Here is a 26,112-nt window from a genome sequence, read left to right as displayed (position 1 = left end):
ACCTTCCCTTGGGGTCATACTCATCCAGCCAAAACGCTGGAGGCAGAGGACCCGGCTAAAACGGATCAGAGCTTGATTTCGACGTCGACGCCGGCGGCGAGATCGAGCTTCATGAGGGCGTCGACCGTCTGCGGGGTCGGGTCGACGATGTCGAGAACCCGCTTGTGGGTCCGCATTTCGAACTGCTCGCGCGACTTCTTGTCGATGTGCGGCGAGCGGTTGACCGTGAACTTCTCGATGAGCGTGGGCAGCGGGATGGGGCCGCGGACCTGGGCGCCCGTCCTCTTCGCGGTCGACACGATCTCGCGCGTCGAGGCGTCGAGAATGCGATGGTCGAACGCCTTGAGGCGGATCCGGATGTTCTGACCGTTCATGGTCTTATCTTCCTCGTGACGTGAAAGGGCGGAGGCCCGGCAGGGCCTGCGCCCTCACGAAAACGCTGTTCAAGCGATGATGCTGGCGACGACGCCGGCGCCGACGGTGCGGCCGCCTTCGCGGATGGCGAAGCGCAGCTTCTCCTCCATCGCGATCGGCACGATCAGGTGCACTTCCATGGCGATGTTGTCGCCCGGCATCACCATCTCCGTGCCTTCCGGCAGATGCACCACGCCCGTCACGTCCGTCGTGCGGAAGTAGAACTGCGGGCGGTAGTTGGTGAAGAACGGCGTGTGGCGACCGCCCTCCTCCTTGGTCAGGATGTAGGCCTCGGCCTTGAACTTCGTGTGCGGCTTCACGGAACCCGGCTTGCACAGGATCTGCCCGCGCTCGACGTCCTCACGCTTCGTGCCGCGCAGCAGCGCGCCGATGTTGTCGCCCGCCTGGCCCTGGTCCAGCAGCTTGCGGAACATCTCGACGCCCGTGACCGTCGTCTTGACCGTGTCCTTCAGGCCGACGATCTCGATTTCCTCGCCGACCTTGACGATGCCGCGCTCGACGCGACCCGTCACCACCGTGCCGCGACCCGAGATCGAGAACACGTCCTCGACCGGCATCAGGAACGGCAGGTCCAGCGGACGCGCCGGCTGCGGGATGTAGTCGTCCACCGTCTTCATCAGCGCGATGATCGCGTCATGGCCGATCGCCTTGTCGCCATTGTCCAGCGCAACCTTCGCCGAACCCTTGGTGATCGGGATGTCGTCGCCGGGGAAGTCGTACTTCGACAGAAGCTCGCGGATCTCCATCTCGACCAGCTCGAGAAGCTCCGCGTCGTCGACGAGATCGACCTTGTTCATGAACACCACCAGCGCGGGAACGCCGACCTGGCGCGCCAGCAGGATGTGCTCGCGGGTCTGCGGCATCGGGCCGTCGGCCGCCGACACAACCAGGATCGCGCCGTCCATCTGCGCCGCGCCCGTGATCATGTTCTTCACATAGTCGGCGTGGCCGGGGCAGTCGACGTGAGCATAGTGACGCGCAGCCGTCTCGTACTCCACATGCGCCGTCGAGATCGTGATCCCGCGCGCCTTCTCCTCCGGAGCCTTGTCGATCTGGTCATACGCCGTGAACGACGCCCCACCCGACTCCGCCAGAACCTTCGTGATCGCAGCCGTCAAAGACGTCTTGCCATGGTCAACGTGACCAATCGTTCCAATGTTGCAATGCGGCTTCGTGCGAGCGAATTTCTCTTTGGCCATCGTAGCCTCCGTCAGTCAAATCGTTGTTGCGTTAAAGCAGGTCGGGCTCGTGATCAGGCGTATTTGGCCTGAACCTCGGCGGCGACCGCCGACGGAACCTGCTCGTAATGGTCGAACTGCATGGTGTAGTTGGCTCGCCCCTGGCTGAAGGAGCGCAGCTGGTTGACGTAGCCGAACATGTTGGCCAGCGGCACCATCGCATTGATGACGACCGCGTTGCCGCGCATGTCCTGGCCCTGGATCTGGCCGCGGCGGGAGTTCAGGTCGCCGATGACCGAGCCGGTGTAGTCTTCCGGGGTCACGACCTCGACCTTCATGATCGGCTCGAGCAGCACGGAGCCGCCCTTCTGCAGACCTTCGCGAAGGCCGGCCCGCGAGGCAATTTCGAAGGCCAGAGCCGACGAGTCGACCTCGTGGAAGGCGCCGTCGACCAGCGAGACCTTGACGTCAACGACCGGGAAGCCGGCGAGCACGCCCGACGAGATGACCGAGTTCAGGCCCTTCTCGACGCCCGGGATGTATTCCTTCGGAACCGTGCCGCCGACGACCTTCGACTCGAACTCGAAGCCCTTGCCGGTCTCGTTGGGCTCAATCACCAGCTTGACGCGGGCGAACTGGCCCGTACCGCCGGTCTGCTTCTTGTGGGTGTAGTCGACCTCGACCTTCTTGGTCAGCGTCTCGCGATAGGCCACCTGGGGCGCGCCGATGTTGGCGTCAACCTTGTAGGTCCGGCGCAGGATGTCGACCTTGATGTCGAGATGCAGCTCGCCCATGCCCTTGAGAATGGTCTGGCCGCTCTCCTGGTCGGTCGAGACGCGGAAAGACGGATCCTCGTTGGCGAGCTTGGCAAGCGCGAGGCCGAGCTTCTCCTGGTCGGCCTTGGACTTCGGCTCGATCGCGATCGTGATGACCGGCTCGGGGAATTCCATGCGCTCGAGGATGACCGCCTTCAGGGGGTCGCACAGCGTGTCGCCGGTGCGGACATCCTTGAGGCCGGCCAGGGCGACGATGTCACCGGCAAAAGCCTCCTTGATGTCCTCGCGGTTGTTCGCGTGCATCAGCAGCATGCGGCCGACACGCTCTTTCTTGTCGCGGGTCGAGTTGACCACGCCCTGGCCGGTCTCGACCTTGCCGGAATAGACGCGGCAGAAGGTGATCGTGCCGACGAAGGGGTCGTCCATGATCTTGAAGGCGAGCATGGCGAACGGAGCTTCGTCCGTCGGCTCGCGGGTGATCGGCTCCTCGGTCTTGAAATCGAGGCCTTCAACCGCGCCGCGATCGACCGGCGACGGCAGGAAGTCGACGACCGCGTCGAGAAGCGGCTGAACGCCCTTGTTCTTGAAGGCCGAACCGCAGAGCACGGGGTGGAAGGCGCGACGCTGCACAGCGGTGCGGACGAGACGACGAAGCGTCTCGGCATCCGGCTCCACGCCATCGAGATAGGCTTCCATCGCCGCATCGTCCATGTCGACGGCGGCTTCGATCAGCTTGCCACGATACTCGGTCGCCTTGGCGAGGAGATCGGCAGGAATGTCCTTCTCTTCGAAGGACGCACCCAGCGCTTCGCCGTTCCAGACGATCGCCTTCATCTTGATCAGGTCGATGACGCCGGCGAAATCCGACTCAGCGCCGATCGGGATCTGCAGGCAGACGGGCTTGCCGGCGACGCGATCGATGATGTCCTGGACGCAGCGATAGAAATCGGCTCCGGTCTTGTCCATCTTGTTGACGAACACGACGCGCGGCACGTCATACTTGTCGGCCTGGCGCCAGACGGTCTCGGTCTGGGGCTCGACGCCCTGGTTGCCGTCGAGCACGCAGACGGCACCGTCCAGCACGCGCAGCGAACGCTCAACCTCGATGGTGAAGTCGACGTGGCCGGGCGTGTCGATGATGTTCAGGCGATGGTCGCGCCACAGGCAGGTCGTTGCGGCAGAGGTGATCGTGATGCCACGCTCCTGCTCCTGCGTCATCCAGTCCATGGTCGCAGCGCCGTCATGGACTTCGCCGATCTTGTGCGACTTGCCCGTGTAGAACAGGATGCGCTCGGTCGTCGTCGTCTTGCCGGCATCGATGTGGGCCATGATGCCGAAGTTGCGATAACGGTCGATGGGATGGGAGCGGGCCATGGGAATGCTCTCGTCTTTCCAGAGGGTCGCGGACGATTACCAGCGATAATGCGAGAAGGCGCGGTTGGCTTCCGCCATCCGGTGCGTGTCTTCACGCTTCTTGACCGCGTTGCCACGGTTGCTGGCCGCATCCATCAGCTCCGAAGAGAGACGCTCGACCATGGTCTTGTCGTTGCGGCCGCGGGCGGCCGTGATCAGCCAGCGGATCGCCAGCGCCTGACGGCGCTCGGTGCGAACCTCGACCGGAACCTGATAGGTGGCGCCGCCGACGCGACGCGAACGCACCTCGATCGCCGGAGCGACGTTTTCCAACGCGCTCTTGAAGACGGCGAGCGGGTCGCTCTTCATCTTGGCCTCGATGATGTCGAAGGCGCCGTAGACGATCCGCTCGGCGGTCGACTTCTTGCCCTCGTACATGACCGAGTTCATGAACTTGGTCACGATCACGTCGTGGAACTTCGGATCGGGAATGATCTCGCGCTTTTCGGCGCTATGGCGGCGGGACATCGTCTAGTCTCCGGTCAAATCTTCAACGCTGCGAACCGGCTGGGCTTTCGCCCCGCCGATCGGGCAGAACTCACTTCGGACGCTTGGCGCCGTACTTCGAACGGCGCTGCTTGCGGTTCTTGACGCCCTGGGTGTCGAGCACGCCGCGCAGGATGTGGTAGCGCACGCCGGGAAGGTCCTTGACGCGGCCGCCGCGGATCATGACCACGGAGTGCTCCTGGAGGTTGTGCCCCTCGCCCGGGATGTAGCCGATCACTTCGAAGCCGTTGGTCAGGCGCACCTTGGCGACCTTGCGGAGCGCCGAGTTCGGCTTCTTCGGGGTCGTCGTATAGACGCGGGTGCACACGCCACGCTTCTGCGGGCAGGACTCCAGCGCCGGAGCGGTGTTGCGCGCCTTGACGGGCGAACGCGGCTTGCGAATGAGCTGGCTGATTGTCGGCATTCTGGCCTCTCGCTCCCATTGAGCGTTTGGAAATCGCTAAATCCGTGGCCCAGTCCGACTGTAGCCATGACACGAACGAAGCCGCGCCATCGGCTCCCGGTAAAGGAGGCCTCAGGCGCGTTCGCCAGCAGAGGAACACGGATCGCTCCGCGTTCATGCAACCTGCCATGTCGTCAATCGACGCTGGAATTCCGGTGGAGTTTCGGTCGCGAAATTCGCCAGCAACAAAGGCTTAAGGCGACATACGTGTCCGACAACCACCGACAGTGGCGCGCTTATGACTCGGGGACAGATTCGCGTCAAGCCCGAATATCGCGAAAGCCCCCGCCCGGGCGGCCTTCGCCGGCGGTCGGCGCGCGAACGCGCAGCAAGGCGCCCCGATCCGGCGCCACCACGGAGGCTATTCCCTCCCATGCGGGCCCGACAAGCCCGCGGGCGGGCTGTGTCCACACCGGCGCACGGGTGACCGCCCATGAAAAAGGGCCGCCCCGAAGGACGGCCCTGATCCGATGACCGTTGGTCGGCCGGCTTACTCGGCGGCAGGCAGCGCCGCCTCGACAGCCTTGGCGGCGCTGGCCGCGGCCTTGGCCGCCGCATCCGCCTTCTGGCCGACGATCAGATCGTCGCGACGCGTGGCCACCTGCTTGATGCGGGCAACCTGGGCGCCGGTGCCGGCCGGGATCAGCGAGCCGACGATGACGTTCTCCTTGAGGCCTTCCAGCGTGTCGTACTTGCCGTTGACCGCCGCCTCGGTGAGGACGCGTGTGGTCTCCTGGAACGACGCCGCCGAGATGAAGGAGCGGGTCTGCAAGCTCGCCTTGGTGATGCCCAGCAGCACGGGGACGCCGGATGCGGGCTTCTTGCCCTCCTCCGCCATCTTCGCATTGATCTCCTGCAGCTCGATCCGGTCGACCTGGTCGCCGGTCAGGATGTCGGTGTCGCCACCATCCGTGATCTCGACCTTCTGCAGCATCTGCCGGACGATGACCTCGATGTGCTTGTCGTTGATGCCGACGCCCTGGAGGCGATAGACCTCCTGGATCTCGTTCACCAGATAAGCCGCCAGCTCCTCGACGCCCTTGATCGCCAGGATGTCGTGCGGGGCCGGGTTGCCGTCGAGGATGTAGTCGCCCGTCTCCACGACGTCGCCGTCCTGAAGATGGATGTGCTTGCCCTTCGGGATCAGATACTCGAGCCCCTCGGAGCCGTCATGCGGGGTGAGCGTGACGCGACGCTTGTTCTTGTAGTCCTTGCCGAAGCCGATCACGCCCGACTTCTCGGCGATGATCGCGGCGTCCTTCGGACGCCGGGCCTCGAACAGCTCCGCCACCCGCGGCAGACCGCCGGTGATGTCGCGGGTCTTGGCCGAGTCGGTCGAGACACGGGCCAGCACGTCGCCGGCCTTGATCGAGGCGCCGGGCTCCATCGAGATGATGCCCTCCACCGGCAGGATGTAGCGGGCCTCGCCACCACGGGCGAGCTTGGCCACCTTGCCGTCCGGGCCGTGCACGGTCAGAGCCGGACGCAGGTCCGAAGTCCGCGCCGAGCCGCGCCAGTCGATGACGACGCGCTTGGAGATGCCCGTCGCCTCGTCGGTCGTCTCGGTGATCGACATGCCGTCGACCAGGTCCTCGTAACCGACGGTGCCGTCGACCTCGGCCAGGATCGGGCGGGAATAGGGGTCCCACTCGATCAGGCGCTGGCCGCGCTTGACCTTGTCGCCTTCGTCGACCCGCAGCTTCGAGCCGAACTGGACGCGATGGACCGCGCGCTCGGCGCCGTCCGGCCCGACGATGACGATGGCGATGTTGCGCGCCATCGCGATCAGGTCGCCGTCGGAGTTGCGGGCGAGGTTGCGGTTGCGGATCTTGACCGTGCCTTCGAAGTTCGACTCCGTGAAGGACTGGTCGGCGATCGTGGCCGCGCCGCCGATGTGGAAGGTGCGCATGGTGAGCTGCGTACCCGGCTCGCCGATCGACTGCGCCGCGATGACGCCGACGGCCTCGCCCATGTTGACGGGCGTGCCGCGGGCCAGATCGCGGCCATAGCAGGTCGCGCAGACGCCGTTCTTGGTGGCGCAGGTCAGCACCGAGCGGATCTTCACCTCCTGGACCCCGGCGGCGTTGATCTTCTCGATATGGCTTTCCTCGATCATGGTGCCCTTCGGCACGAGGATGTTGCCGTCGATATCCGTCACGTCCTCGGCCGCGGAGCGACCCAGGATGCGGATGCCGAGCGAAGCCACGACCTGGCCGGCGTCGATGATGGCGCGCATCTTGATGCCGCTCTCCGAACCGCAATCGGTCTCGGAGATGATGGCATCCTGCGCCACGTCGACGAGGCGGCGGGTCAGATAGCCGGAGTTGGCCGTCTTCAGCGCCGTATCGGCCAGGCCCTTGCGGGCGCCGTGGGTCGAGTTGAAGTACTCGAGAACGTCGAGGCCTTCCTTGAAGTTCGAGATGATGGGCAATTCAATGATCTCGCCCGAGGGCTTGGCCATCAGGCCGCGCATCGCCGCGAGCTGCTTCATCTGCGCCGGCGAACCGCGCGCACCCGAATGGCTCATCATGTAGATCGAGTTGATCGGCAGATCGCGACCGTCCTTGTCCTTCTTCACGGTCGAGATGCGCAGCATCATCTCCTGCGCGAGCTTGTCGGAGCACTTCGCCCAGGCGTCGACGACCTTGTTGTACTTCTCACCCTGGGTGATCAGGCCGTCCTGGTACTGCTGCTCGTAATCCTTGGCGAGCGCACGCGTGGTGTCGACGATCTCCCACTTGTTCTCCGGCACGACCATGTCGTCCTTGCCGAAGGAGATGCCGGCCTTGAAGGCGTGGGTGAAGCCCAGCGACATGATGCGGTCGCAGAAGATCACCGACTCCTTCTGACCGCAGCCGCGATAGACGGCGTCGATCATCCCGGAAATCTCCTTCTTCGTCATCAGGCGGTTGCTGACGTCGAAGGTCATGGCCGGGTGCTTGGGCAGGGCGGTCGAGAGGATCACGCGGCCCGGCGTGGTGTCGTAGATCTTGGTGTAGTCCTTGCCGTCGGCGCCGACGCCGGTCCAGCGGTATTTGATCTTCGAATGCAGCGTCACGACCTTCTCGTGCAGCGCGTATTCGAGTTCGCCGAAGTCACCGAAGATCTTGCCCTGGCCCGGCTCGCCGTCCGAGACGATCGAGAGGTAGTACAGGCCCAGCACGATGTCCTGCGACGGCACGATGATCGGCAGGCCGTTCGCCGGGTGCAGGATGTTGTTGGTCGACATCATCAGCACGCGCGCTTCCAGCTGCGCTTCCAGCGACAGCGGGACGTGCACGGCCATCTGGTCGCCGTCGAAGTCGGCGTTGAACGCGGCGCAGACCAGCGGATGCAGCTGGATCGCCTTGCCCTCGATCAGCGTCGGCTCGAAGGCCTGGATGCCCAGGCGGTGCAGCGTCGGCGCGCGGTTCAGCATCACCGGATGCTCGCGGATGACCTCGTCCAGGATGTCCCAGACCTCGGGCTTCTCCTTCTCGACGAGCTTCTTGGCCTGCTTGACCGTGGTCGAGTAGCCCTTGGCGTCGAGGCGCGCATAGATGAACGGCTTGAACAGCTCGAGCGCCATCTTCTTGGGCAGGCCGCACTGGTGCAGCTTGAGCTCCGGACCGACGACGATGACCGAGCGGCCCGAATAGTCGACGCGCTTGCCGAGCAGGTTCTGGCGGAAGCGGCCCTGCTTGCCCTTCAGCATGTCGGCGAGCGACTTCAGCGGGCGCTTGTTGGCACCCGTGATGACGCGGCCGCGACGGCCGTTGTCGAACAGCGCATCGACCAATTCCTGCAGCATCCGCTTTTCGTTGCGGATGATGATGTCGGGCGCGCGCAGCTCGATCAGCCGCTTCAGGCGGTTGTTGCGGTTGATGACGCGGCGATAGAGATCGTTCAGGTCGGAGGTCGCGAAGCGGCCGCCGTCGAGCGGAACGAGCGGGCGCAGATCGGGCGGGATCACCGGGATGATGGTCATGACCATCCATTCCGGCTTGTTGCCCGACTGCTGGAACGCCTCGATGATCTTGAGGCGCTTCATCAGCTTCTTGGGCTTCAGCTCCGACGTCGTCGTCGCGATCTCATGCTTGAGATCGGCGTTGATCTGGTCGAGGTCGAGCGCGCGCAGCATCTCGCGGATCGCTTCCGCGCCGATCATGGCGGTGAAGGTGTCGGCGCCATACTCTTCCTGGCAGCGGACATACTCTTCTTCCGAGAGCAGCTGGCGATCCTTGAGCGGGGTCAGGCCCGGCTCGATGACCACATACGACTCGAAATAGAGGATGCGCTCGAGGTCCTTGAGCGGCATGTCCATGAGCAGGCCGATGCGCGAGGGCAGCGACTTCAGGAACCAGATATGCGCAACCGGGGCGGCGAGCTCGATATGGCCCATGCGCTCGCGCCGGACGCGCGCCAGCGTCACCTCGACGCCGCACTTCTCGCAGATGACGCCCTTGAACTTCATGCGCTTGTACTTGCCGCACAGGCACTCGTAGTCCTTGATCGGCCCGAAGATGCGGGCACAGAACAGGCCGTCGCGCTCGGGCTTGAACGTCCGGTAATTGATGGTCTCAGGCTTTTTGATCTCGCCATAGGACCAGGACAGGATCTTTTCCGGTGACGCGATCGAGATCTTGATCGCGTCGAAAGCCTGCTGCACCGGCTGCTGGCCGAAAAGGTTCATGACCTCTTGCTTCATCGCCCATCTCCTGCCGCCGGCGGGGGTGAAAACCGCCCTGCCCGGCCTGTATCGTCATCCGCCTGCGGCGTGAGTGCCGCAGGCCCTGTCTGTTCGAACCGGCGCAGCGTGAGGCTGCGCCGCGCGGCTTACTCGGCCGCTTCGGCCGGCGGCAACTCGCCCGGCTTGACCTTGTTGCTGACCAGCTCGACGTTGAGGCCGAGCGAGCGCATCTCCTTGACAAGAACGTTGAAGCTCTCGGGGATGCCCGCCTCGAAGTTGTCCTCGCCGCGCACGATCGACTCGTAGACCTTGGTGCGGCCCGCGACGTCGTCCGACTTCACCGTCAGCATTTCCTGCAGCGTGTAGGCGGCGCCATAGGCTTCGAGCGCCCACACCTCCATCTCGCCGAAGCGCTGACCGCCGAACTGCGCCTTGCCGCCCAGCGGCTGCTGGGTGACGAGCGAGTACGGGCCGATCGAGCGCGCATGGATCTTGTCATCGACCAGGTGATGCAGCTTCAGCATGTAGATGTAGCCCATCGTCACCTTGCGGTCGAAAGGCTCACCGGTGCGCCCGTCATAGAGCGTCGACTGGCCCGAGGAATGCAGACCCGCCTGCTCCAGCAGCCGCTCGATATCGGCCTCCTTGGCGCCGTTGAACACCGGTGTCGCCATCGGCACGCCGCGGCGCAGGTTCTGCCCCATCTCCACGAGCTCGGCCTCGTCCATCGAGGCGATGATCTCGTTGTCCTCGTAGACGGCTTCGAACGAAGCGCGCAGCGCCTTGTAGTCGCTCGACTTCTTGTAGGCGTCGAGCGCCGCGCCGATCTGCTTGCCGAGACCGGCGGCAGCCCAGCCCAGATGGGTCTCGAGGATCTGCCCGACATTCATGCGCGACGGCACACCGAGCGGGTTGAGCACGATGTCGGCATGAGTGCCGTCCTCGAGGAACGGCATGTCCTCGGCAGCTACGATGCGCGAGACCACGCCCTTGTTGCCGTGACGGCCGGCCATCTTGTCACCCGGCTGGATCTTGCGCTTCACCGCGACGAAGACCTTGACCATCTTCATCACGCCCGGAGGCAGCTCGTCACCGCGCTGCAGCTTCTCGACCTTGTCGAGGAAGCGCTGCTCGAGGCGCTTCTTCGACTCGTCGTACTGCTTCCGCATCGCCTCGATCTCGGTCATCAGGGCGTCGTCGCCGGTGGCGAACAGCCACCACTGCGAGCGCGGGAACTCGGTCATGCCCTCGCGGGTGATGACCGTGTCCTTCTTGAAGCCCTTGGGGCCGGCGAGGCCGGTCTTGCCGGTCAGGATATCGGCCAGACGCGCGAAGGTGTTGCGGTCCAGGATCGCCTGCTCGTCGTCGCGGTCCTTGGCGAGACGCTCGATCTCCTCGCGCTCGATAGCCTGGGCGCGCTCGTCCTTGTCGACGCCGTGGCGGTTGAACACCCGCACCTCGACGATCGTCCCCTGAACGCCCGGGGGCACCCGCAGCGAGGTGTCGCGGACGTCGGAGGCCTTCTCGCCGAAGATGGCGCGCAGCAGCTTCTCTTCCGGCGTCATCGGGCTTTCGCCCTTCGGCGTGATCTTGCCGACGAGGATGTCGCCAGCCGCCACTTCCGCACCGATATAAACGATGCCGGCTTCGTCGAGATTCTTCAGCGCCTCTTCCGAGACGTTGGGAATGTCGCGCGTGATTTCCTCGGGCCCGAGCTTGGTGTCGCGGGCCATGACCTCGAATTCCTCGATATGGATCGAGGTGAAGACGTCTTCCGAGACGATCTTCTCCGAGAGCAGGATCGAGTCCTCGAAGTTGTAGCCGTTCCACGGCATGAACGCGACGAGCACGTTGCGGCCGAGCGCGAGCTCGCCGAACTCTGTCGACGGGCCGTCGGCGACGATGTCACCCTTCTTGATGATATCGCCGACGCGCACCAGCGGCCGCTGCGTGATGCAGGTCGACTGGTTCGAGCGCTGGAACTTCTGCAGCCGGTAGATGTCGACGCCCGGCTTCGTCGGGTCCATCTCGTCCGAAGCGCGGATGACGATACGCGTGGCGTCGACCTGGTCGACGATGCCGGCGCGGCGGGCCGCGATCGCGGCGCCCGAGTCACGGGCGACGACGGCTTCCATGCCGGTGCCGACGAAGGGCGCGTCGGCACGAACCAGCGGCACCGCCTGGCGCTGCATGTTCGAGCCCATCAGCGCGCGGTTGGCGTCGTCGTTCTCGAGGAACGGGATCAGCGCCGCGGCGACCGAAACCAGCTGCTTGGGCGAGACGTCCTGGAAGTCGACCTTGTCGACCGGCGTGACGATCACTTCACCGGCGCGGCGGCAGACGATCAGGTCGTCGGTCAGACGGCCCTCCTTGTCGACGGCGGCATTGGCCTGGGCGACATTGTACTTCGCCTCCTCCATGGCCGAGAGATAGATGATCTCGTCGGTCTGCTTGCCGTCACGGATGCGGCGATAGGGGCTCTCGATGAAGCCGTACTTGTTCACCCGCGCGAAGGTGGCGAGCGAGTTGATCAGGCCGATATTCGGGCCTTCCGGCGTCTCAATGGGGCAGATGCGGCCGTAATGGGTCGGGTGCACGTCGCGCACCTCGAAGCCGGCGCGCTCACGGGTCAGACCACCCGGGCCAAGCGCCGAAAGACGACGCTTGTGCGTGACTTCCGAGAGCGGGTTCGTCTGGTCCATGAACTGCGACAGCTGCGACGAGCCGAAGAATTCGCGCACGGCGGCAGCCGCGGGCTTCGCGTTGATCAGGTCCTGCGGCATCACCGTGTCGATATCGACCGACGACATGCGCTCCTTGATGGCGCGCTCCATGCGCAGCAGGCCCAGGCGGTACTGGTTCTCCATCAGCTCGCCGACCGAGCGGACGCGGCGGTTGCCGAGATGGTCGATGTCGTCGATCTCGCCCTTGCCGTCGCGCAGGTCGACCAGCGCCTTGACGACCGCGAAGATGTCCTCCTTGCGGAGAATCCGGACGGTGTCCTCGGCGTCGAGGTCGAGACGCATGTTCATCTTGACGCGGCCGACGGCCGAGAGGTCGTAGCGCTCCGAGTCGAAGAAGAGCGACTGGAACATGTTCTCCGCGGTCTCGAGCGTCGGCGGCTCGCCGGGACGCATGACGCGGTAAATGTCGAACAGCGCCTCTTCGCGGCGCGAGTTCTTGTCCACGGTCAGCGTGTTGCGGATATAGGGACCGACCGTGATGTGGTCGATGTCGAGCACCGTGAGCTCGGTGTAGCCCTTGGCGATCAGGTCGACGAGGTTGCCCTTCATCTCGCCGGTCTTGGCCTCAGCGGCCATGGTCAGCTCTTCGCCGGCCTCGGCATGCACTTCGCCGGTCTCGGGATCGACGATGTCCTCGGCGATGTACTGGCCGACGAGATCCTCGTCGGTCGCGCGCAGGAACTTCAGGCCCTTCTCGGCGAGCTGGCGGGCGGTCCGGGCGACGAGCTTCTTGCCGGCCTCGACCACGACCTCGCCGGTGTCGGCGTCGATCAGGTCGACGGTCGCCTTGAAGCCCTTCATGCGCTCGGCGTCGTAGGGAACGCGCCAGCCCTTGTCGTCGCGGACATAGGTGATGTGGTTGTAGAAGCGGCTGAGGATCTCCTCGCCGTCCATGCCGAGCGCAAACAGCAGCGACGTGACGGGGATCTTACGCTTCCGGTCGATGCGCGCGTAGACGATGTCCTTCGCGTCGAACTCGATGTCGAGCCACGAGCCACGATAGGGAATGATGCGGGCGGCGAACAGCAGCTTGCCCGAGGAATGGGTCTTGCCCTTGTCGTGGTCGAAGAACACACCCGGCGAACGGTGCATCTGCGAGACGATGACGCGCTCGGTGCCGTTGACGATGAAGGTGCCGTTGTCCGTCATGAGCGGCATGTCGCCCATGTAGACATCCTGCTCCTTGATGTCCTTGACCGACTTCGCCTGCGTGTCGGGATCGATATCGAACACGATCAGGCGCAGCGTCACCTTGAGCGGCGCCGAGAAGGTCATGCCGCGCTGACGGCACTCGTCGACGTCGTATTTCGGCGGCTCGAAGGTGTACTTGACGAATTCGAGCAGCGAGGCGCCCGAGAAATCGCCGATCGGGAAGACCGACTTGAAGACCGACTGCAGGCCCTCGTCGCCACGACCGCCCTTCGGCTCGTCGATCATCAGGAACTGGTCGTAGGACGCCTTCTGAACCTCGATGAGGTTCGGCATCTGCGCCACTTCCTTGAGTTTCCCGAAGAACTTGCGGACGCGCCTGCGGCCCTGGAGCGAATTGACCATCTTGTTCCTCGCAATCTCTACGGACGGCTCACCCGGAGGTCCGGGGGGTGGCGGCCGGGCCGCCGGGTGAGCCGTTCGGCGCATCATCGCGCCGACATCATCCGAAACACGCCATCCGCAACCAAGGGTTGCTTTAAGCGCCTGACTCATCGTTTTCGCATCGACTTGCGGAAACGACGCGACAGCCCCGGAGGCGGATGCCCGCCCCGGGACTGTCTGGTGTTGACTACGGTCGGACCGGCATCATGCCGGCCCTGCTCACTTGAGCTCGACCTTGGCGCCGACGGCCTCGAGCTGCTTCTTGAGCTTCTCGGCCTCGTCCTTGCCGACCGACTCCTTGACGGGCTTCGGCGCGGCTTCGACCAGGTCCTTGGCTTCCTTGAGGCCCAGGCCGGTGATGGCGCGGACTTCCTTGATCACCTCGATCTTCTTGTCGCCGGCGGCGGCAAGAACGACGGTGAACTCGGTCTGCTCTTCGGCAGCGGCGGCCGGAGCGGCGCCGGCGGGGCCAGCGGCCACGGCGACGGCGGCAGCGGCGGAGACGCCCCACTTCTCTTCGAGCATCTTGGCGAGGTCGGCCGCCTCGAGGACGGTCAGCGAGGAGAGCTCGTCGACGAGCTTGGTCAGATCAGCCATTGTAGGCTCCTATATAGGTAAGAGGTTCGAACGATATCAGGGGTAACTGGCCTGGATCAGGCCGCATCCTTGTCGGCATATGCCTGGAACACGCGCGCCAGCTTGGCAGCCGGTGCGGTCGAGAGCTGGGCGATCTTCGTTGCCGGGGCCTGCAGGAGGCCGAGCAGCTTGGCGCGCAGTTCGTCGAGCGAGGGCATCGTGGCCAGAGCCTTGACGCCATCGGGGTTCAGGGCGGTCTTGCCCATCGCGCCGCCGAGGATGACGAGCTTGTCGTTCTCCTTGGCGAAAGCGGTGGCGACCTTCGGCGCCGCGACCGGATCGTTGGAATAGGCGATCAGGGTGGGACCCGTCAGCAGGTTGCTGATGGACGCGACGTCGGTGCCTTCAAGAGCGATCTTGGCCAGCCGGTTCTTTGCGACCTTCACGGTGGCGCCATTGGCCTTCATCTCGCGACGAAGCTTCTGGAACTGGGCCACCGTCAAACCCGCATAGTGGGCCACGACGACGACCGAGGTGTTCGCAAACACCGCGTTCAGCGTCGCGACGGCATCTGTCTTTGCCGCTTTATCCACTGGGCTCTCTCCGGTAGGCGGCAGGCCTGTAAGGGCTCGCCGCCGGTTGCACTGCCGCTCCTTCGAAGCCCCGGTTGACACCGGTGCATCGTCGGAGCGACGCTCAGTGCCCTGTCCCCTCTCCGGCGCGAGGCCGTGATCGGGCGAGATGGTTCGAACCGTCTTCGGGGTCTCGCGACCCCCTTCGAGCTCTTGCACCGTCTATGCAGGCCTCTTGGCGAAATTATGCCCTCGGGCGGAAGCCCTCGACGCACCTGCAGTCTCAGACAGGACTGGGCGATTCGGGTCCGACGATCGCTCGCCGCACCCCAAACACCCATCTTTCGGCGGCGAACCGCCGAAAAACGCGAAACAGACCCCTGCGCGACGAGCACGCCGGAGCCCACATCACTTATGGAAACAGGCGGGCGTCATAGCGCCTTCGTCTGCCTCTGCCAAGTGGCATCCTGCGGAACTCCGCAAGGGAGACTCCGCGTCCGGCCGCCGTCTCCGGGGCCGGGACGCTTCGGACGGCGCGGGGCCGGCCGAAGCGCGCAGCGGCATCAGCCGCCGAGAACCGTGTTCGGCTCGATCTTGACGCCCGGACCCATCGTCGAGGAGATCGCGACGCGCTGGATATAGGTGCCCTTGGCGCCGGCCGGCTTCGCCTTGGCGACGGAGTCGGCGAAGGCCTTGATGTTCTCTGCCAGCTTCTCGGCCGAGAACGAGACCTTGCCGACGGCGGCATGCACGATGCCGGCCTTCTCGACGCGGAACTCGACCGAACCGCCCTTGGACGCCGCGACCGCGGTCGTCAGGTCCATGGTGACCGTGCCGACCTTCGGGTTCGGCATCAGGCCGCGCGGGCCCAGCACCTTACCGAGACGGCCGACCAGCGGCATCATGTCCGGGGTCGCGATGCAGCGATCGAAGTCGATCGTGCCCTTCTGGACGATCTCGACCAGGTCCTCCGCACCGACGATGTCGGCGCCGGCCTTCTTGGCCTCCTCGGCCTTGGCGCCGCGGGCGAACACGGCGACACGCAGGACGCGGCCCGAGCCGTTCGGCAGGTTGCAGACGCCGCGAACCATCTGGTCGGCGTGACGCGGATCGACGCCCAGATTCATCGAGACCTCGACGGTCTCGTCGAACTTGGCGGTCGCCCGCTCCTTCACCAGGCCGACGGCCTCGGTCAGGGGGTACAGCTTGGTGCGGTCGATGCCTTCACGGCCCTTGACCACGCGCTTTCCGATATGTGCCATCTTCGCCCCCTCAGCCCACGACTTCCAGGCCCATCGACCGGGCGGAGCCCTTGATCATGGACGCTGCGGATTCGACGCTGTCGCAGTTGAGATCGGCCATCTTCTTCTCGGCGATCTCGTTGATCTGCGCGGCGGTGACCTTGCCGACATTGCCGCCGCGGCCCGGGGTCTTGGAACCCGAGGTCAGGCCGGCGGCCTTCTTCAGCCAGTACGAGACCGGCGGCTGCTTCATCTCGAAGGTGAAGGAGCGGTCCTGATACGCGGTGATGATCACCGGGATCGGCATGCCCTTCTCCATCTGCGCGGTCTTCGCATTGAAGGCCTTGCAGAATTCCATGATGTTGAGGCCGCGTTGACCCAGCGCCGGACCGATCGGCGGCGACGGATTGGCCGCGCCCGCCGGAACCTGAAGCTTCACGTAGCCCGTGATCTTCTTCGCCATGATGGCTGCTCCTGCCGCCTGCCCCGATGCCGATCGGAACGACGACGTCCCGCCCGCGGATCAGATCCGCCCGGGGTCGGGATGTTGCAGAGCGTGGTGCGGCAGGGTGATCCGGCTGGCGACCGGCATGCCTCCCACGCAAGTGAGGTGGGGCCTATGGCACAGAAGGCCGCGGAGGGGAAGCCCCGTTCATGCCTTCAGGCGCACCGCGCCTGGTTCGCGCGCCGGTACCACCGCGCTCGATATAGGCACCGAGCGCGATCCCGAGATGGATGGCGACGCAGCCCAGCAGCAGGAAGGCCAGGATGGCGTGGCTGCGGAACAGCCATGCCGCATGGCCGGCCCCCTCCGGCCAGATCGCCGGCAGCGACCAGCCGGCATAGATCCCCAGCGCCCCGAAATCGGAGATGCCCGCCCAGCCCAGCAGCGGCACGCCCAGCAGGCCGAGATAGAGCAGCCCATGGACCCAGTGGCTGCCGGCACCGCGGCTCCAGCGCCCCTGCCACTGCGCGATGGCCCGATAGCCGAGCCTGAGCAGCACCAGCGCCAGCGCGCAGACGCCCGCCGTCTTGTGGAAGGTGTAGAGCGCGTCGGCAATCGCGCCCTCGCCGAACTGCTTCATCAGGACCCCGGTGATGAACATCATCAGGACCAGGATGGCCATCAGCCAGTGCAGCGCCCGTGAGATGGGCGGCAAGGGGCGCCGTGGCGAGGCGGGAGGGGCAAGGCGCTGGTCCTGCCCGTCGATGCCGGCGGTGATGGTCATGCGATGGCCTGTCGGGTTTGAGCGATGTAGCCGGCCACGGCTTCGCGCAGCGCTGCTGCCTGATGATCCAAATCGGCGGAGGCGAGCGTCACCGTCTCGCCCGTCTGCCGCCAGTTCTCGACCATCGCCGCCACCTGGCGCACCTGATCGGCGGCGGAGCGGACATCCTCGGCCGTCTGCGCCGTGCTGGCGCGGATCTCCTGTGAACTGTGCTGCTGACGCATCGCAAGCCCCGCGATCGCCGCGGCGGCACGGTCGACCTCGGCCACCGACGCGACCAGCGACCCGACGCGCGTCGCCATGCCGTCGGCCGCCGAGCGGACCGCGGCAAGCCCCTGGCGGACCTCGTCCGTGGCGCTCGCGGTGCGGCAGGCCAGCTGCTTCACCTCGGTGGCCACAACGGCGAAGCCGCGGCCCGATTCGCCGGCATGGGCGGCCTCGATCGCCGCGTTGAGGGCGAGCAGGTTCGTCTGGCCCGCGACGAGGCTGATGATGTCCATGACGCGGTCGATGCCCTGGACGGCCTCGGCGAGCGCGACGCTGTCTTCGGACGCGGCGGCCACGCTCGCTTTGGCAACCTCCACCACGCGCGACGTCGACTGGGCCTCCGAGGCCGTATGGGCCAGGAGCGACGATACCTCCGAGATCGAATGGGCGACGACATCGACATGGGACGAGGCGCGGGCGGACGACTGAGCCGCGGCGCCGGCATGCTCGTCGACGAAACGCGAGAGCCCGGCCAGATCGCCGGACGCATGCGACATCCGCGCGGCATGGGTCTCCAGGGCGACGGCGATCTCGGCGATGCGCGCCTGGAACGTCGCGGCCTGGGCCTGCAATTGCTCCTGACGCTGGACCTCGGCCGACAGTGAGGACAGCTTGACCTGCGATTCCTCCTGCTGGCTGCGCTCATGGCGCAGATGGGCCAGTAGCGCCCGGCCTAGCATTCCGACCTCGTCGCGGCGCAGCGCCACGCGTTGCAGCCAGATCCGACCGTCCTCCCCTGGCGTCAGCACCCGGGCCATGCCCACGATCGGGCGCACCAGCCAGCGGTACTCGAACGAAACCGCCAGGATGCCCACGAACAGACCGAGGAGCGAGAGCAGGATCGCGTTCTGCCGGGCGTTGCCGAGATGATAGGCGAGGCGTCCGCTCGTGGCGGCAAGGCTGTCGGCGATGGCTTGGCTCAGAGCTTCCCGGGCGGCAGCGACCCGATCGATGGCCGGTTGCAGATGGCCATCGCCACCCGCCTGCAGACGCAGGAATCCCGCTAGCGCCTCGGCGGCCTCTTCCGCCTTGCGCCCCACCTGACCATTGACCGACGATGCGATCTGCCGGGAGACGGCCAGCAATTCCTGGGGAGCGGCCGGGTCAGCGCCGCTACCCGCTGCGCCTGTCAGCAGAAATCGCCGATAGGCCCCTTCGCTGCGCGCGATCTGGCCGGCGGCATCGGTATGCTGCGCGATCTCACGCGAGAATCCGTCCAGCCGCAGCGAGCCGATGACTTCGGAGGCGGCAAAAAGGCTGGCCAGAAGTCCAAGCAGGAGGCCCCACAAGGCTAGGCGCTGATCGACGGTGGCCTTGAAGCTCTTGGGAAACATGCGTCCATGCCAGATGATGGGCATGGACGCTGCGTCAATCAGATTTCAGGACAGTTAACGTCTCGTCACTTGAACGACGAGACTGGATCGTCGCAGCCCCAGCCGGGCTGCCTCAGAGCTTCTCCACCTGGCCGTATTCGAGCTCGACCGGTGTGGCGCGGCCGAAGATCGAGACCGCGACCTTGAGGCGGGCGCGGCCATGGTCGACGTCCTCGACGACGCCATTGAACGAGGCGAACGGACCGTCCGCGACCTTCACCTGCTCGCCGATCTCGAAGACGATCGTCGGCTTCGGCCGCTCGACGCCTTCCGCGACCTGGCCCTTGATGCGCATCGCCTCGCTCTCGGGGATCGGCATCGGCTTGGCCTTGTCGGCCCCGAGGAAGCCGGTGACCTTCGGCGTGTTCTTGATGAGGTGGTAGACCTCATCGGTCATTTCGCATTTCACCAGCACATAGCCGGGGAAGAACTTGCGCTCGGCTTCGACCTTGCGGCCGCGGCGGACCTCGACGACCTTCTCGGTCGGGACCAGCACCTCGTCGAACTTGTCGGCGAGATTGCGCTGCGCCGCCTGGTCGCGGATCGACTGCGCGACCTTGTTCTCGAAGTTCGAATAGGCGTGGACGATGTACCAGCGGGTGCTCACGTGTCTGATTCCGTTCAACGGGCGCCGAGGATGAGGCCGAGCGACCAGCGGATGATGGTGTCGGTGAAGAAGAAGAACAGGCTGGAGACGACCACCATCAGCAGCACGAGGCCGGTGGTGATCAGCGTCTCGCGCCGCGACGGCCACGTCACCTTGGACGCTTCGTTGCGCACGTCCTGCAGGAAGCTGAAGGGGCTGCTCTTGGCCATGGGTCACCTCGGGTTCCGCGCCGGCACCCGGCTCTCGCCCGCGCCGATTCGGCCGTCCTGAAACATTCGCGGCGCGGGGCTCAGGGAGCCGCGCGCCGTCGTGAGAAGGCTTCTACAACGCCCCGCGGCGTTCGCCAAGAGGTTTTGCCGGCTGCCTGAGGGCGGGCCCCGAACCTGGTCACGACCCGGCGCGGCCGCGACACGCGAGTGCGCCACACCGGTTTGTTCCAAGACAGGAAGCCGACCGAGGGCGCGCTGGGCGCCGAATTGTCCCCACCCCGGTCGATGGAAGGGAACTGGCAGGGGCGGTAGGGCTCGAACCTACGACAACCGGTTTTGGAGACCGGTACTCTACCAACTGAGCTACACCCCTGTAGTCGCGGTTCCTTTGCCCCAACCGGCTTGGCTTTTCAAGTCGAAAAACAACGCGGACGGTGAGGCCGTCACAGAAAAGGGCGGCGTTTCCGCCGCCCCCTCAAAGCTTTGCAGCGATCGCTTGAATCAAGCGATGATGCTGGCGACGACGCCGGCGCCGACGGTGCGGCCGCCTTCGCGGATGGCGAAGCGCAGCTTCTCCTCCATCGCGATCGGCACGATCAGGTGCACTTCCATGGCGATGTTGTCGCCCGGCATCACCATCTCCGTGCCTTCCGGCAGATGCACCACGCCCGTCACGTCCGTCGTGCGGAAGTAGAACTGCGGGCGGTAGTTGGTGAAGAACGGCGTGTGGCGACCGCCCTCCTCCTTGGTCAGGATGTAGGCCTCGGCCTTGAACTTCGTGTGCGGCTTCACGGAACCCGGCTTGCACAGGATCTGCCCGCGCTCGACGTCCTCGCGCTTCGTGCCGCGCAGCAGCGCGCCGATGTTGTCGCCCGCCTGGCCCTGGTCCAGCAGCTTGCGGAACATCTCGACGCCCGTGACCGTCGTCTTGACCGTGTCCTTCAGGCCGACGATCTCGATTTCCTCGCCGACCTTGACGATGCCGCGCTCGACGCGACCCGTCACCACCGTGCCGCGGCCCGAGATCGAGAACACGTCCTCGACCGGCATCAGGAACGGCAGGTCCAGCGGACGCGCCGGCTGCGGGATGTAGTCGTCGACCGTCTTCATCAGCGCGATGATCGCGTCATGGCCGATCGCCTTGTCGCCATTGTCCAGCGCAACCTTCGCCGAACCCTTGGTGATCGGGATGTCGTCGCCGGGGAAGTCGTACTTCGACAGAAGCTCGCGGATCTCCATCTCGACCAGCTCGAGAAGCTCGGCGTCGTCGACGAGATCGACCTTGTTCATGAACACCACCAGCGCGGGAACGCCGACCTGGCGCGCCAGCAGGATGTGCTCGCGGGTCTGCGGCATCGGGCCGTCGGCCGCCGACACCACCAGGATCGCGCCGTCCATCTGCGCCGCGCCCGTGATCATGTTCTTCACATAGTCGGCGTGGCCGGGGCAGTCGACGTGAGCATAGTGACGCGCAGCCGTCTCGTACTCCACATGCGCCGTCGAGATCGTGATCCCGCGCGCCTTCTCCTCCGGAGCCTTGTCGATCTGGTCATACGCCGTGAACGACGCGCCGCCCGACTCCGCCAGAACCTTCGTGATCGCAGCCGTCAAAGACGTCTTGCCATGGTCAACGTGACCAATCGTTCCAATGTTGCAATGCGGCTTCGTGCGAGCGAATTTCTCTTTGGCCATGACACCCTGTTTCCTGACACCGGCCCTGCGAGGCCTTCCGAAAGCGCGGTCGCATTAGGGTGTTTTGACGCGCGATGCAAGGTTGGCTGCGTGGCGGGGCCGTTCAGGCGCCCGCGACACCGAACACCCGGCGATAGCGCGCCACCGCCTCGCCCTCGCCGGAGACCTTCTCGGGGTTGTCGGAGAGCTTCACCGCCGGTCGGCCATTCGCCTTCGTGACCTTGCAGACCAGCGACATCGGGTCGAGCGCGCGCGAACCGTCGGGCAGGCAGCCGACGAGATCATTGGTGAGGTCCGTGCCCCAGCCGAAGGCCATGCGGACCTTGCCGTCGAAGTGCCGGTAGACCCGTTCGATCGCATCCACGTCGAGCCCGTCCGAGAAGACCAGCAGCTTCTCGCGCGGATCGCGCCCCCGCGCCCTCCACCAGGCCATGATCGCCTCGCCCGCCTCGATCGGCGGCGCCGAATCCGGGCGAAAGCCGGTCCAGTCCGCGACCCAGTCGGGCGCATGGCGCAGGAAACCGCTTGTCCCGAAGGCGTCCGGCAGGGCGATCAGCAGATTGCCGCCATAGACCTGGCGCCATTCGTCGAGCACGCGATAGGGTGCGCGCAACAGCTCCGCGTCGCTCTCGGCCAGCGCCGCCAGCACCATCGGCAGCTCATGGGCGTTGGTGCCGATCGCCTCGAGATCGCCGTCCATCGCCAGCAGCACGTTCGATGTGCCGCTGAACTTCGGCCCCAGCCCCTCCTTCAGCGCCTCGACGCACCAGCGCTGCCAGAGATGGCCATGGCGCCGGCGCGTGCCGAAATCGGAGAGCCTGAGGTTGGGCAGCGCCTGCAGCCGCTCGACCTTGTCCCACATCTTCGCCTTGGCGCGGGCATAGAGCACATCGAGCGCGAAGCGCTTCTGCCCGACCATGACGCGCCGCGCCCGCAGCTCGTTGATGATCGCCAGCGCCGGCACCTCCCACATCGTCGTGTGCGTCCAGGGCCCCTCGAAATGCAGCTCGTACTGCCCGTCGACCCGGCGCAGCTCGTAGTCCGGCAGCTGGAAATCGGCGAGCCAGGCGAGGAACTCCGGCGAGAACATCTGGCGCTTGCCGTAGAACGAGTTGCCGGCGAGCCAGATCAGCTCCTTCTTGGAGAAGCGCACCGAGCGCGCATGGTTGAGCTGCGCGCGCAGTTCCGCCTCGTCGACGATGTCGGCGAGGCGGATGTGCTTGGAACGGTTGATCAGCGAGAAGGTGACCTCCACCTGCGGATGGAAGGCGCGGATCATCTGCAGCATCAGCAGCTTGTAGAAATCCGTGTCGAGCAGGCTGCGGATGATCGGATCGAGCCGCCAGCCATGATTGTAGGTCCGCGTCGCGATATCGGTGACGGTCATGGCGGCGTGGAATCCAGAGCGTTTTCGGCCGGAGCCGGTGGGAACAAGACGTGACCTGGCCATCTGAGGGCTCTCCGGTCTCCCGCGCAAGCCGGGACGGCGGGCCGCAGTCTCGTCGCGTTGACACATCAGGTGATCTCGGCAAGGAGCAGCCTGTGCCGACGGCGGCATTCGGGGCCAGCCAGCCCGCCGAATGGAGCGGAGTCGAGAGCAACAAGGCCTGATCTGCGCATGAGCGAGACGGAAACCACCTACGACCTTGCCGTCATCGGCGGCGGCATCAATGGCTGCGGCATCGCCCGCGACGCGGCGGGGCGCGGCGCCTCCGTCGTCCTCTTCGAGAAGGACGACCTCGCCGGCGCCACCTCCTCCGCCTCGACCAAGCTGATCCATGGCGGGCTGCGCTATCTCGAGCATTACGAGTTCCGGCTGGTGCGCGAGGCGCTGATGGAGCGCGAACGGCTCTGGGCGATGGCCCCGCACATCATCTGGCCGCTGCGCTTCGTCTTGCCGCATCACAAGGGGCTGCGCCCGGCCTGGCTGTTGCGGCTCGGCCTGTTCCTCTACGACCATATCGGCGGCCGCAAGAAACTGCCGGCGACTCGCACGCTCAACCTCTCCCGCGACGCCGCCGGCCGACCGCTCAAGGACGATGGCGCCACCGCCTTCGAGTATTCCGATTGCTGGGTCGAGGATTCACGCCTCGTCGTGCTCAACGCCATGGACGCCGCAGCCAAGGGCGCCGCGATCCACACCCGCAGCCGCGTCGTCTCGGCCGACCGCGAGGGCGGCTTCTGGCGCATCACCGCGGAGACCAACGACGCCCGCCGCAGCGTGCTGGCAAAGGCGCTGGTCAATGCGGCCGGCCCCTGGGTCGGCGACGTGCTCGGCGGCGTCGTCCGCTCCAACACGAAGGCCGCCGTCCGCATGGTCCAGGGCAGCCATATCGTCGTGCCCCGGCTCTACGAGCACGACCGCTGCTACATCTTCCAGAACGCCGACGGGCGCATCATTTTCGCGATCCCCTATGAGCGCGACTTCACCCTGATCGGCACGACCGACCGCGACTATCGCGGCAATCCCGCCGACGCGAAGGCGACGCCCGAGGAGATCGACTATCTCTGCGCCGCCGCGAGCGAGTATTTCCGCGAGCCGGTGACCCCGGCTTCCGTCGTCTGGACCTACTCCGGCGTGCGGCCGCTCTATGACGACGGCGCCAGCAAGGCGCAGGAGGCGACGCGCGACTATGTGCTGACCCTCGACGCGCCGCAGGGCCAGGCGCCGCTGCTCTCCGTCTTCGGCGGCAAGATCACGACCTATCGCCGCCTCGCCGAATCCGCGCTGGAGAAGCTCGGCCCCCATGCCGCCTGGGCGGCGCGCCCGAGCTGGACGGTCACCGGCACGCTGCCGGGCGGCGATTTCCCGGTCGAGGGCTATGGAGCGCAGGTCGATGCGCTGGCTGCCGCCCATCCCTGGCTCGCCCGCCCGACGCTGGCGCGGCTGGTCCGCGCCTATGGCACCAGGGCGCGCGAGATCCTCCAGGGCGCTGGCAGCGAGGCCGATCTCGGCCGCCATTTTGGTGCCGATCTCTATGAGCGCGAGGTCCGCTACCTGATGCGGGCGGAATGGGCGAAGCAGGCGGCCGACGTGCTCTGGCGCCGCAGCAAGCTGGGCCTGCGCCTCTCGACGGCCGAGCACGAGGCGCTGGAGGCCTTCATGGCGGAGGCGGCGGCCGCCTGAGCCGTTGCGAGCCACGCCAACCCGTCATCCTGGACAAGCGGCGAAGCCGCGCAGGCCGGGATCCATCATCGGGCGACGTCCTGCCCGATGATGGATCCCGGTCGACCTTCGGTCGCCCAGGATGACGGCACAAGGTCAACGGCAGGATTGTCAGCCCTCACCGCACCCCCGCCGGCAGCGAGGGCTGTGACAGGCGGTTGCCCACTTCGATGAACTTCAGCGGGTTGGTCGCTTCGCCCGCCAGCCGCGTCTCGTAATGCAGATGCGGCCCGGTCGAACGCCCGGTCGAGCCCAGCCGGCCGATGATGGCGCCGGGCGGGACGATCTGGTCCGGTTTCACGTCGAAGGCGCTGAGATGCGCGTAGCGGGTGGTGAGCCCGTTGCCATGGTCGAGCTCGACGAGATTCCCGTAGCCGCCTGCCACCTCGGCCCGCAGCACCTTGCCGGCACCCGTGGCACGGATGGGCGTGCCCGTCTCGCCGCGAAAATCCATGCCGGAATGCATCGCCGCCGCGCCCGTGAAGGGGTCGGTGCGCATGCCGAAATTGCTGGTCGTGCTGTCGTCGCCCTCGAGCGGGCGGCGCAGCGGTACGATCTGCGCCAGTTCGCGCCAGCGTCCGAAAGTCGCCTGCGCCTCGCCGAGTTGCAGCACACGATGCTCGAAGCTGCCGGCGCGCATCGTCACCGAGAGCGGGATCAGCGGCCCGCCCATCGCCTGTCGCGCGGGGGGCAGCCGGACCTTGCCGACATCGAGCCCGAGATCGGCGAGTGCTGCCCTCACCTCCTGCACCCGGCCGGCGAGCCGCAGGCCCAGTGCCGAAACCTGCTGCCCTTGAGCCTGGTCGATCCGGTCGAGTGATTGCTGGAACAGCGCGATGCGTTCGATCAGTGGCAAGGTCTCCTCCGCCCGCAGCGCCACGGCCACCAAGCGCTTCTGCGGGGCGACGACTGCGGGGTTGATGCGATCGAGAATGTTGCCCTGAAAGGGGTCGACCGCCGCGAGCCCGCCGGCCCCGCCCGGCGCCTGGGCGCCGCTGTTGGGCAGGACGGGCGCGACCGCCTGGCCGGTCAGCGTGCCCAAAAGGTTCTGCCGCGCCTCGAGCTCGATCTGCCGCGCGATCAGATCGGCGAGCTGGTCGTCGGCACCGCCCTCGCGCGGAGCAGTGCCCGGCGCGCGTTGCGTCGCGATCGAACTGACCAGCCGCCGCGTCAGCACCCGCATGCGCTCGTCATAGCTCGCCTTCAGCACCTGCTGTTCCTGCTGGAGCGCCGCCACCACCGCCTTCTCCTGGTGGAGCAGCCAGGTCGCGACGCCACCCCAGGCGATGCCGAGGATGGCCGCCAGCAGCACCAGGATGCGGCCGAGCCGCCCCACGCGCGAGGGTCTACGGCGCCGGGGCGCCGAGCCATCCGACGCATCGTGCTGCCGCTCGGCCCTGCCTTCGGAGCCCGACCGGCTCTT

The 26,112-nt window shown here is 66.1% G+C and carries 19 protein-coding genes and 1 tRNA gene; 1 reads left to right on the top strand and 19 read right to left on the bottom strand.

The window, feature by feature from the left end; genetic code table 11:
* Positions 1–65: 65 nt before the first annotated feature.
* The 18 genes from rpsJ to pncB all read right to left on the bottom strand — a co-directional run bounded on the left by rpsJ (position 66) and on the right by pncB (position 22,910).
* The gene (rpsJ, locus tag SJY11_RS13200; protein WP_043237115.1) at positions 66–374 is read right to left on the bottom strand and encodes a 30S ribosomal protein S10; all 309 of its coding nucleotides are present in this window, start codon (positions 372–374) and stop codon (positions 66–68) included.
* Positions 375–443: 69 nt separating this feature from the next.
* Positions 444–1,634, bottom strand: coding sequence for an elongation factor Tu (tuf, locus tag SJY11_RS13195; RefSeq protein WP_069055549.1), 1,191 nt, complete (start codon positions 1,632–1,634; stop codon positions 444–446).
* A 53-nt stretch (positions 1,635–1,687) separates the two neighbouring features.
* Entirely contained in the window at positions 1,688–3,763 is a 2,076-nt protein-coding gene (gene fusA / locus SJY11_RS13190; RefSeq protein WP_376987065.1) for an elongation factor G, read from the bottom strand.
* Between the two features lie 36 nt (positions 3,764–3,799).
* Positions 3,800–4,270 (bottom strand): 30S ribosomal protein S7, encoded by a 471-nt coding sequence (gene rpsG / locus SJY11_RS13185; RefSeq protein WP_069055540.1) that lies wholly within the window; start codon positions 4,268–4,270, stop codon positions 3,800–3,802.
* A gap of 70 nt (positions 4,271–4,340) precedes the next feature.
* Positions 4,341–4,712 (bottom strand): 30S ribosomal protein S12, encoded by a 372-nt coding sequence (gene rpsL / locus SJY11_RS13180; RefSeq protein WP_038358286.1) that lies wholly within the window; start codon positions 4,710–4,712, stop codon positions 4,341–4,343.
* A gap of 529 nt (positions 4,713–5,241) precedes the next feature.
* A complete protein-coding gene (gene rpoC / locus SJY11_RS13175) occupies positions 5,242–9,438 on the bottom strand; it encodes a DNA-directed RNA polymerase subunit beta' (protein WP_376987063.1) in 4,197 nt (1,398 codons plus the stop codon).
* A gap of 128 nt (positions 9,439–9,566) precedes the next feature.
* The gene (rpoB, locus tag SJY11_RS13170) at positions 9,567–13,718 is read right to left on the bottom strand and encodes a DNA-directed RNA polymerase subunit beta (RefSeq protein ID WP_376987062.1); all 4,152 of its coding nucleotides are present in this window, start codon (positions 13,716–13,718) and stop codon (positions 9,567–9,569) included.
* A gap of 258 nt (positions 13,719–13,976) precedes the next feature.
* Positions 13,977–14,354: a 50S ribosomal protein L7/L12 gene (gene rplL / locus SJY11_RS13165; RefSeq protein ID WP_069055543.1), complete on the bottom strand. Its 378-nt coding sequence runs from the start codon at positions 14,352–14,354 to the stop codon at positions 13,977–13,979.
* 56 nt (positions 14,355–14,410) lie between these two features.
* Entirely contained in the window at positions 14,411–14,926 is a 516-nt protein-coding gene (gene rplJ / locus SJY11_RS13160) for a 50S ribosomal protein L10 (RefSeq protein ID WP_326910176.1), read from the bottom strand.
* Positions 14,927–15,468: 542 nt separating this feature from the next.
* Positions 15,469–16,167 carry a 50S ribosomal protein L1 gene (gene rplA, locus SJY11_RS13155; protein WP_068074935.1) on the bottom strand — a complete coding sequence of 233 codons (699 nt, stop codon included), beginning with the start codon at positions 16,165–16,167 and terminating at the stop codon, positions 15,469–15,471.
* Between the two features lie 10 nt (positions 16,168–16,177).
* Positions 16,178–16,609 (bottom strand): 50S ribosomal protein L11, encoded by a 432-nt coding sequence (rplK, locus tag SJY11_RS13150; RefSeq protein WP_067987269.1) that lies wholly within the window; start codon positions 16,607–16,609, stop codon positions 16,178–16,180.
* Positions 16,610–16,763: 154 nt separating this feature from the next.
* Positions 16,764–17,375: a cytochrome b gene (locus tag SJY11_RS13145; RefSeq protein ID WP_376987061.1), complete on the bottom strand. Its 612-nt coding sequence runs from the start codon at positions 17,373–17,375 to the stop codon at positions 16,764–16,766.
* Entirely contained in the window at positions 17,372–19,000 is a 1,629-nt protein-coding gene (locus SJY11_RS13140) for a methyl-accepting chemotaxis protein (RefSeq protein ID WP_376987060.1), read from the bottom strand. Before SJY11_RS13140 ends, SJY11_RS13145 begins: the two co-directional genes overlap by 4 nt.
* Before the next feature lie 88 nt (positions 19,001–19,088).
* A complete protein-coding gene (gene nusG, locus SJY11_RS13135; protein WP_326910185.1) occupies positions 19,089–19,622 on the bottom strand; it encodes a transcription termination/antitermination protein NusG in 534 nt (177 codons plus the stop codon).
* 14 nt (positions 19,623–19,636) lie between these two features.
* Complete coding sequence (secE, locus tag SJY11_RS13130) at positions 19,637–19,831, bottom strand: preprotein translocase subunit SecE (RefSeq protein ID WP_069055547.1); 195 nt, start codon at positions 19,829–19,831, stop codon at positions 19,637–19,639.
* 297 nt (positions 19,832–20,128) lie between these two features.
* Positions 20,129–20,204, bottom strand: a tRNA-Trp gene (locus SJY11_RS13125).
* 128 nt (positions 20,205–20,332) lie between these two features.
* The gene (gene tuf / locus SJY11_RS13120) at positions 20,333–21,523 is read right to left on the bottom strand and encodes an elongation factor Tu (RefSeq protein WP_069055549.1); all 1,191 of its coding nucleotides are present in this window, start codon (positions 21,521–21,523) and stop codon (positions 20,333–20,335) included.
* Positions 21,524–21,626: 103 nt separating this feature from the next.
* Positions 21,627–22,910 carry a nicotinate phosphoribosyltransferase gene (gene pncB / locus SJY11_RS13115; protein WP_376987058.1) on the bottom strand — a complete coding sequence of 428 codons (1,284 nt, stop codon included), beginning with the start codon at positions 22,908–22,910 and terminating at the stop codon, positions 21,627–21,629.
* Positions 22,911–23,141: 231 nt separating this feature from the next.
* Here pncB and glpD point away from each other — a divergent pair, with 231 nt between their 5' ends.
* Positions 23,142–24,650, top strand: coding sequence for a glycerol-3-phosphate dehydrogenase (glpD, locus tag SJY11_RS13110; protein WP_376987057.1), 1,509 nt, complete (start codon positions 23,142–23,144; stop codon positions 24,648–24,650).
* 157 nt (positions 24,651–24,807) lie between these two features.
* On the opposite strand, the gene SJY11_RS13105 is transcribed toward glpD, so the two are convergent.
* On the bottom strand, positions 24,808–26,025 hold the full coding sequence (locus SJY11_RS13105) for a M23 family metallopeptidase (RefSeq protein WP_376987056.1): 1,218 nt from the start codon (positions 26,023–26,025) through the stop codon (positions 24,808–24,810).
* Positions 26,026–26,112 lie beyond the last annotated feature (87 nt).

The sequence above is a fragment of the Allobosea sp. R86505 genome, from assembly GCF_042466375.1.
Lineage (GTDB): Bacteria > Pseudomonadota > Alphaproteobacteria > Rhizobiales > Beijerinckiaceae > Allobosea.
Note: the sequence above shows the minus strand (reverse complement) of the source record. Positions and strands in the feature narration are given on the sequence as shown.

Excerpts from the sequence above, each read along its gene's own strand:
- pncB (WP_376987058.1), bottom strand. The coding sequence starts at position 22,910 with ATGACCGTCACCGATATCGCGACGCGGACCTACAATCATGGCTGGCGG.
- rplA (WP_068074935.1), bottom strand. The coding sequence starts at position 16,167 with ATGGCACATATCGGAAAGCGCGTGGTCAAGGGCCGTGAAGGCATCGAC.
- SJY11_RS13140 (WP_376987060.1), bottom strand. The coding sequence starts at position 19,000 with ATGCCCATCATCTGGCATGGACGCATGTTTCCCAAGAGCTTCAAGGCC.
- rpoC (WP_376987063.1), bottom strand. The coding sequence starts at position 9,438 with ATGAAGCAAGAGGTCATGAACCTTTTCGGCCAGCAGCCGGTGCAGCAG.
- rpsJ (WP_043237115.1), bottom strand. The coding sequence starts at position 374 with ATGAACGGTCAGAACATCCGGATCCGCCTCAAGGCGTTCGACCATCGC.
- glpD (WP_376987057.1), top strand. The coding sequence starts at position 23,142 with ATGAGCGAGACGGAAACCACCTACGACCTTGCCGTCATCGGCGGCGGC.
- rpsG (WP_069055540.1), bottom strand. The coding sequence starts at position 4,270 with ATGTCCCGCCGCCATAGCGCCGAAAAGCGCGAGATCATTCCCGATCCG.
- rplK (WP_067987269.1), bottom strand. The coding sequence starts at position 16,609 with ATGGCGAAGAAGATCACGGGCTACGTGAAGCTTCAGGTTCCGGCGGGC.
- rplL (WP_069055543.1), bottom strand. The coding sequence starts at position 14,354 with ATGGCTGATCTGACCAAGCTCGTCGACGAGCTCTCCTCGCTGACCGTC.
- tuf (WP_069055549.1), bottom strand. The coding sequence starts at position 1,634 with ATGGCCAAAGAGAAATTCGCTCGCACGAAGCCGCATTGCAACATTGGA.
- secE (WP_069055547.1), bottom strand. The coding sequence starts at position 19,831 with ATGGCCAAGAGCAGCCCCTTCAGCTTCCTGCAGGACGTGCGCAACGAA.
- tuf (WP_069055549.1), bottom strand. The coding sequence starts at position 21,523 with ATGGCCAAAGAGAAATTCGCTCGCACGAAGCCGCATTGCAACATTGGA.
- SJY11_RS13145 (WP_376987061.1), bottom strand. The coding sequence starts at position 17,375 with ATGACCATCACCGCCGGCATCGACGGGCAGGACCAGCGCCTTGCCCCT.
- rpsL (WP_038358286.1), bottom strand. The coding sequence starts at position 4,712 with ATGCCGACAATCAGCCAGCTCATTCGCAAGCCGCGTTCGCCCGTCAAG.
- rpoB (WP_376987062.1), bottom strand. The coding sequence starts at position 13,718 with ATGGTCAATTCGCTCCAGGGCCGCAGGCGCGTCCGCAAGTTCTTCGGG.
- fusA (WP_376987065.1), bottom strand. The coding sequence starts at position 3,763 with ATGGCCCGCTCCCATCCCATCGACCGTTATCGCAACTTCGGCATCATG.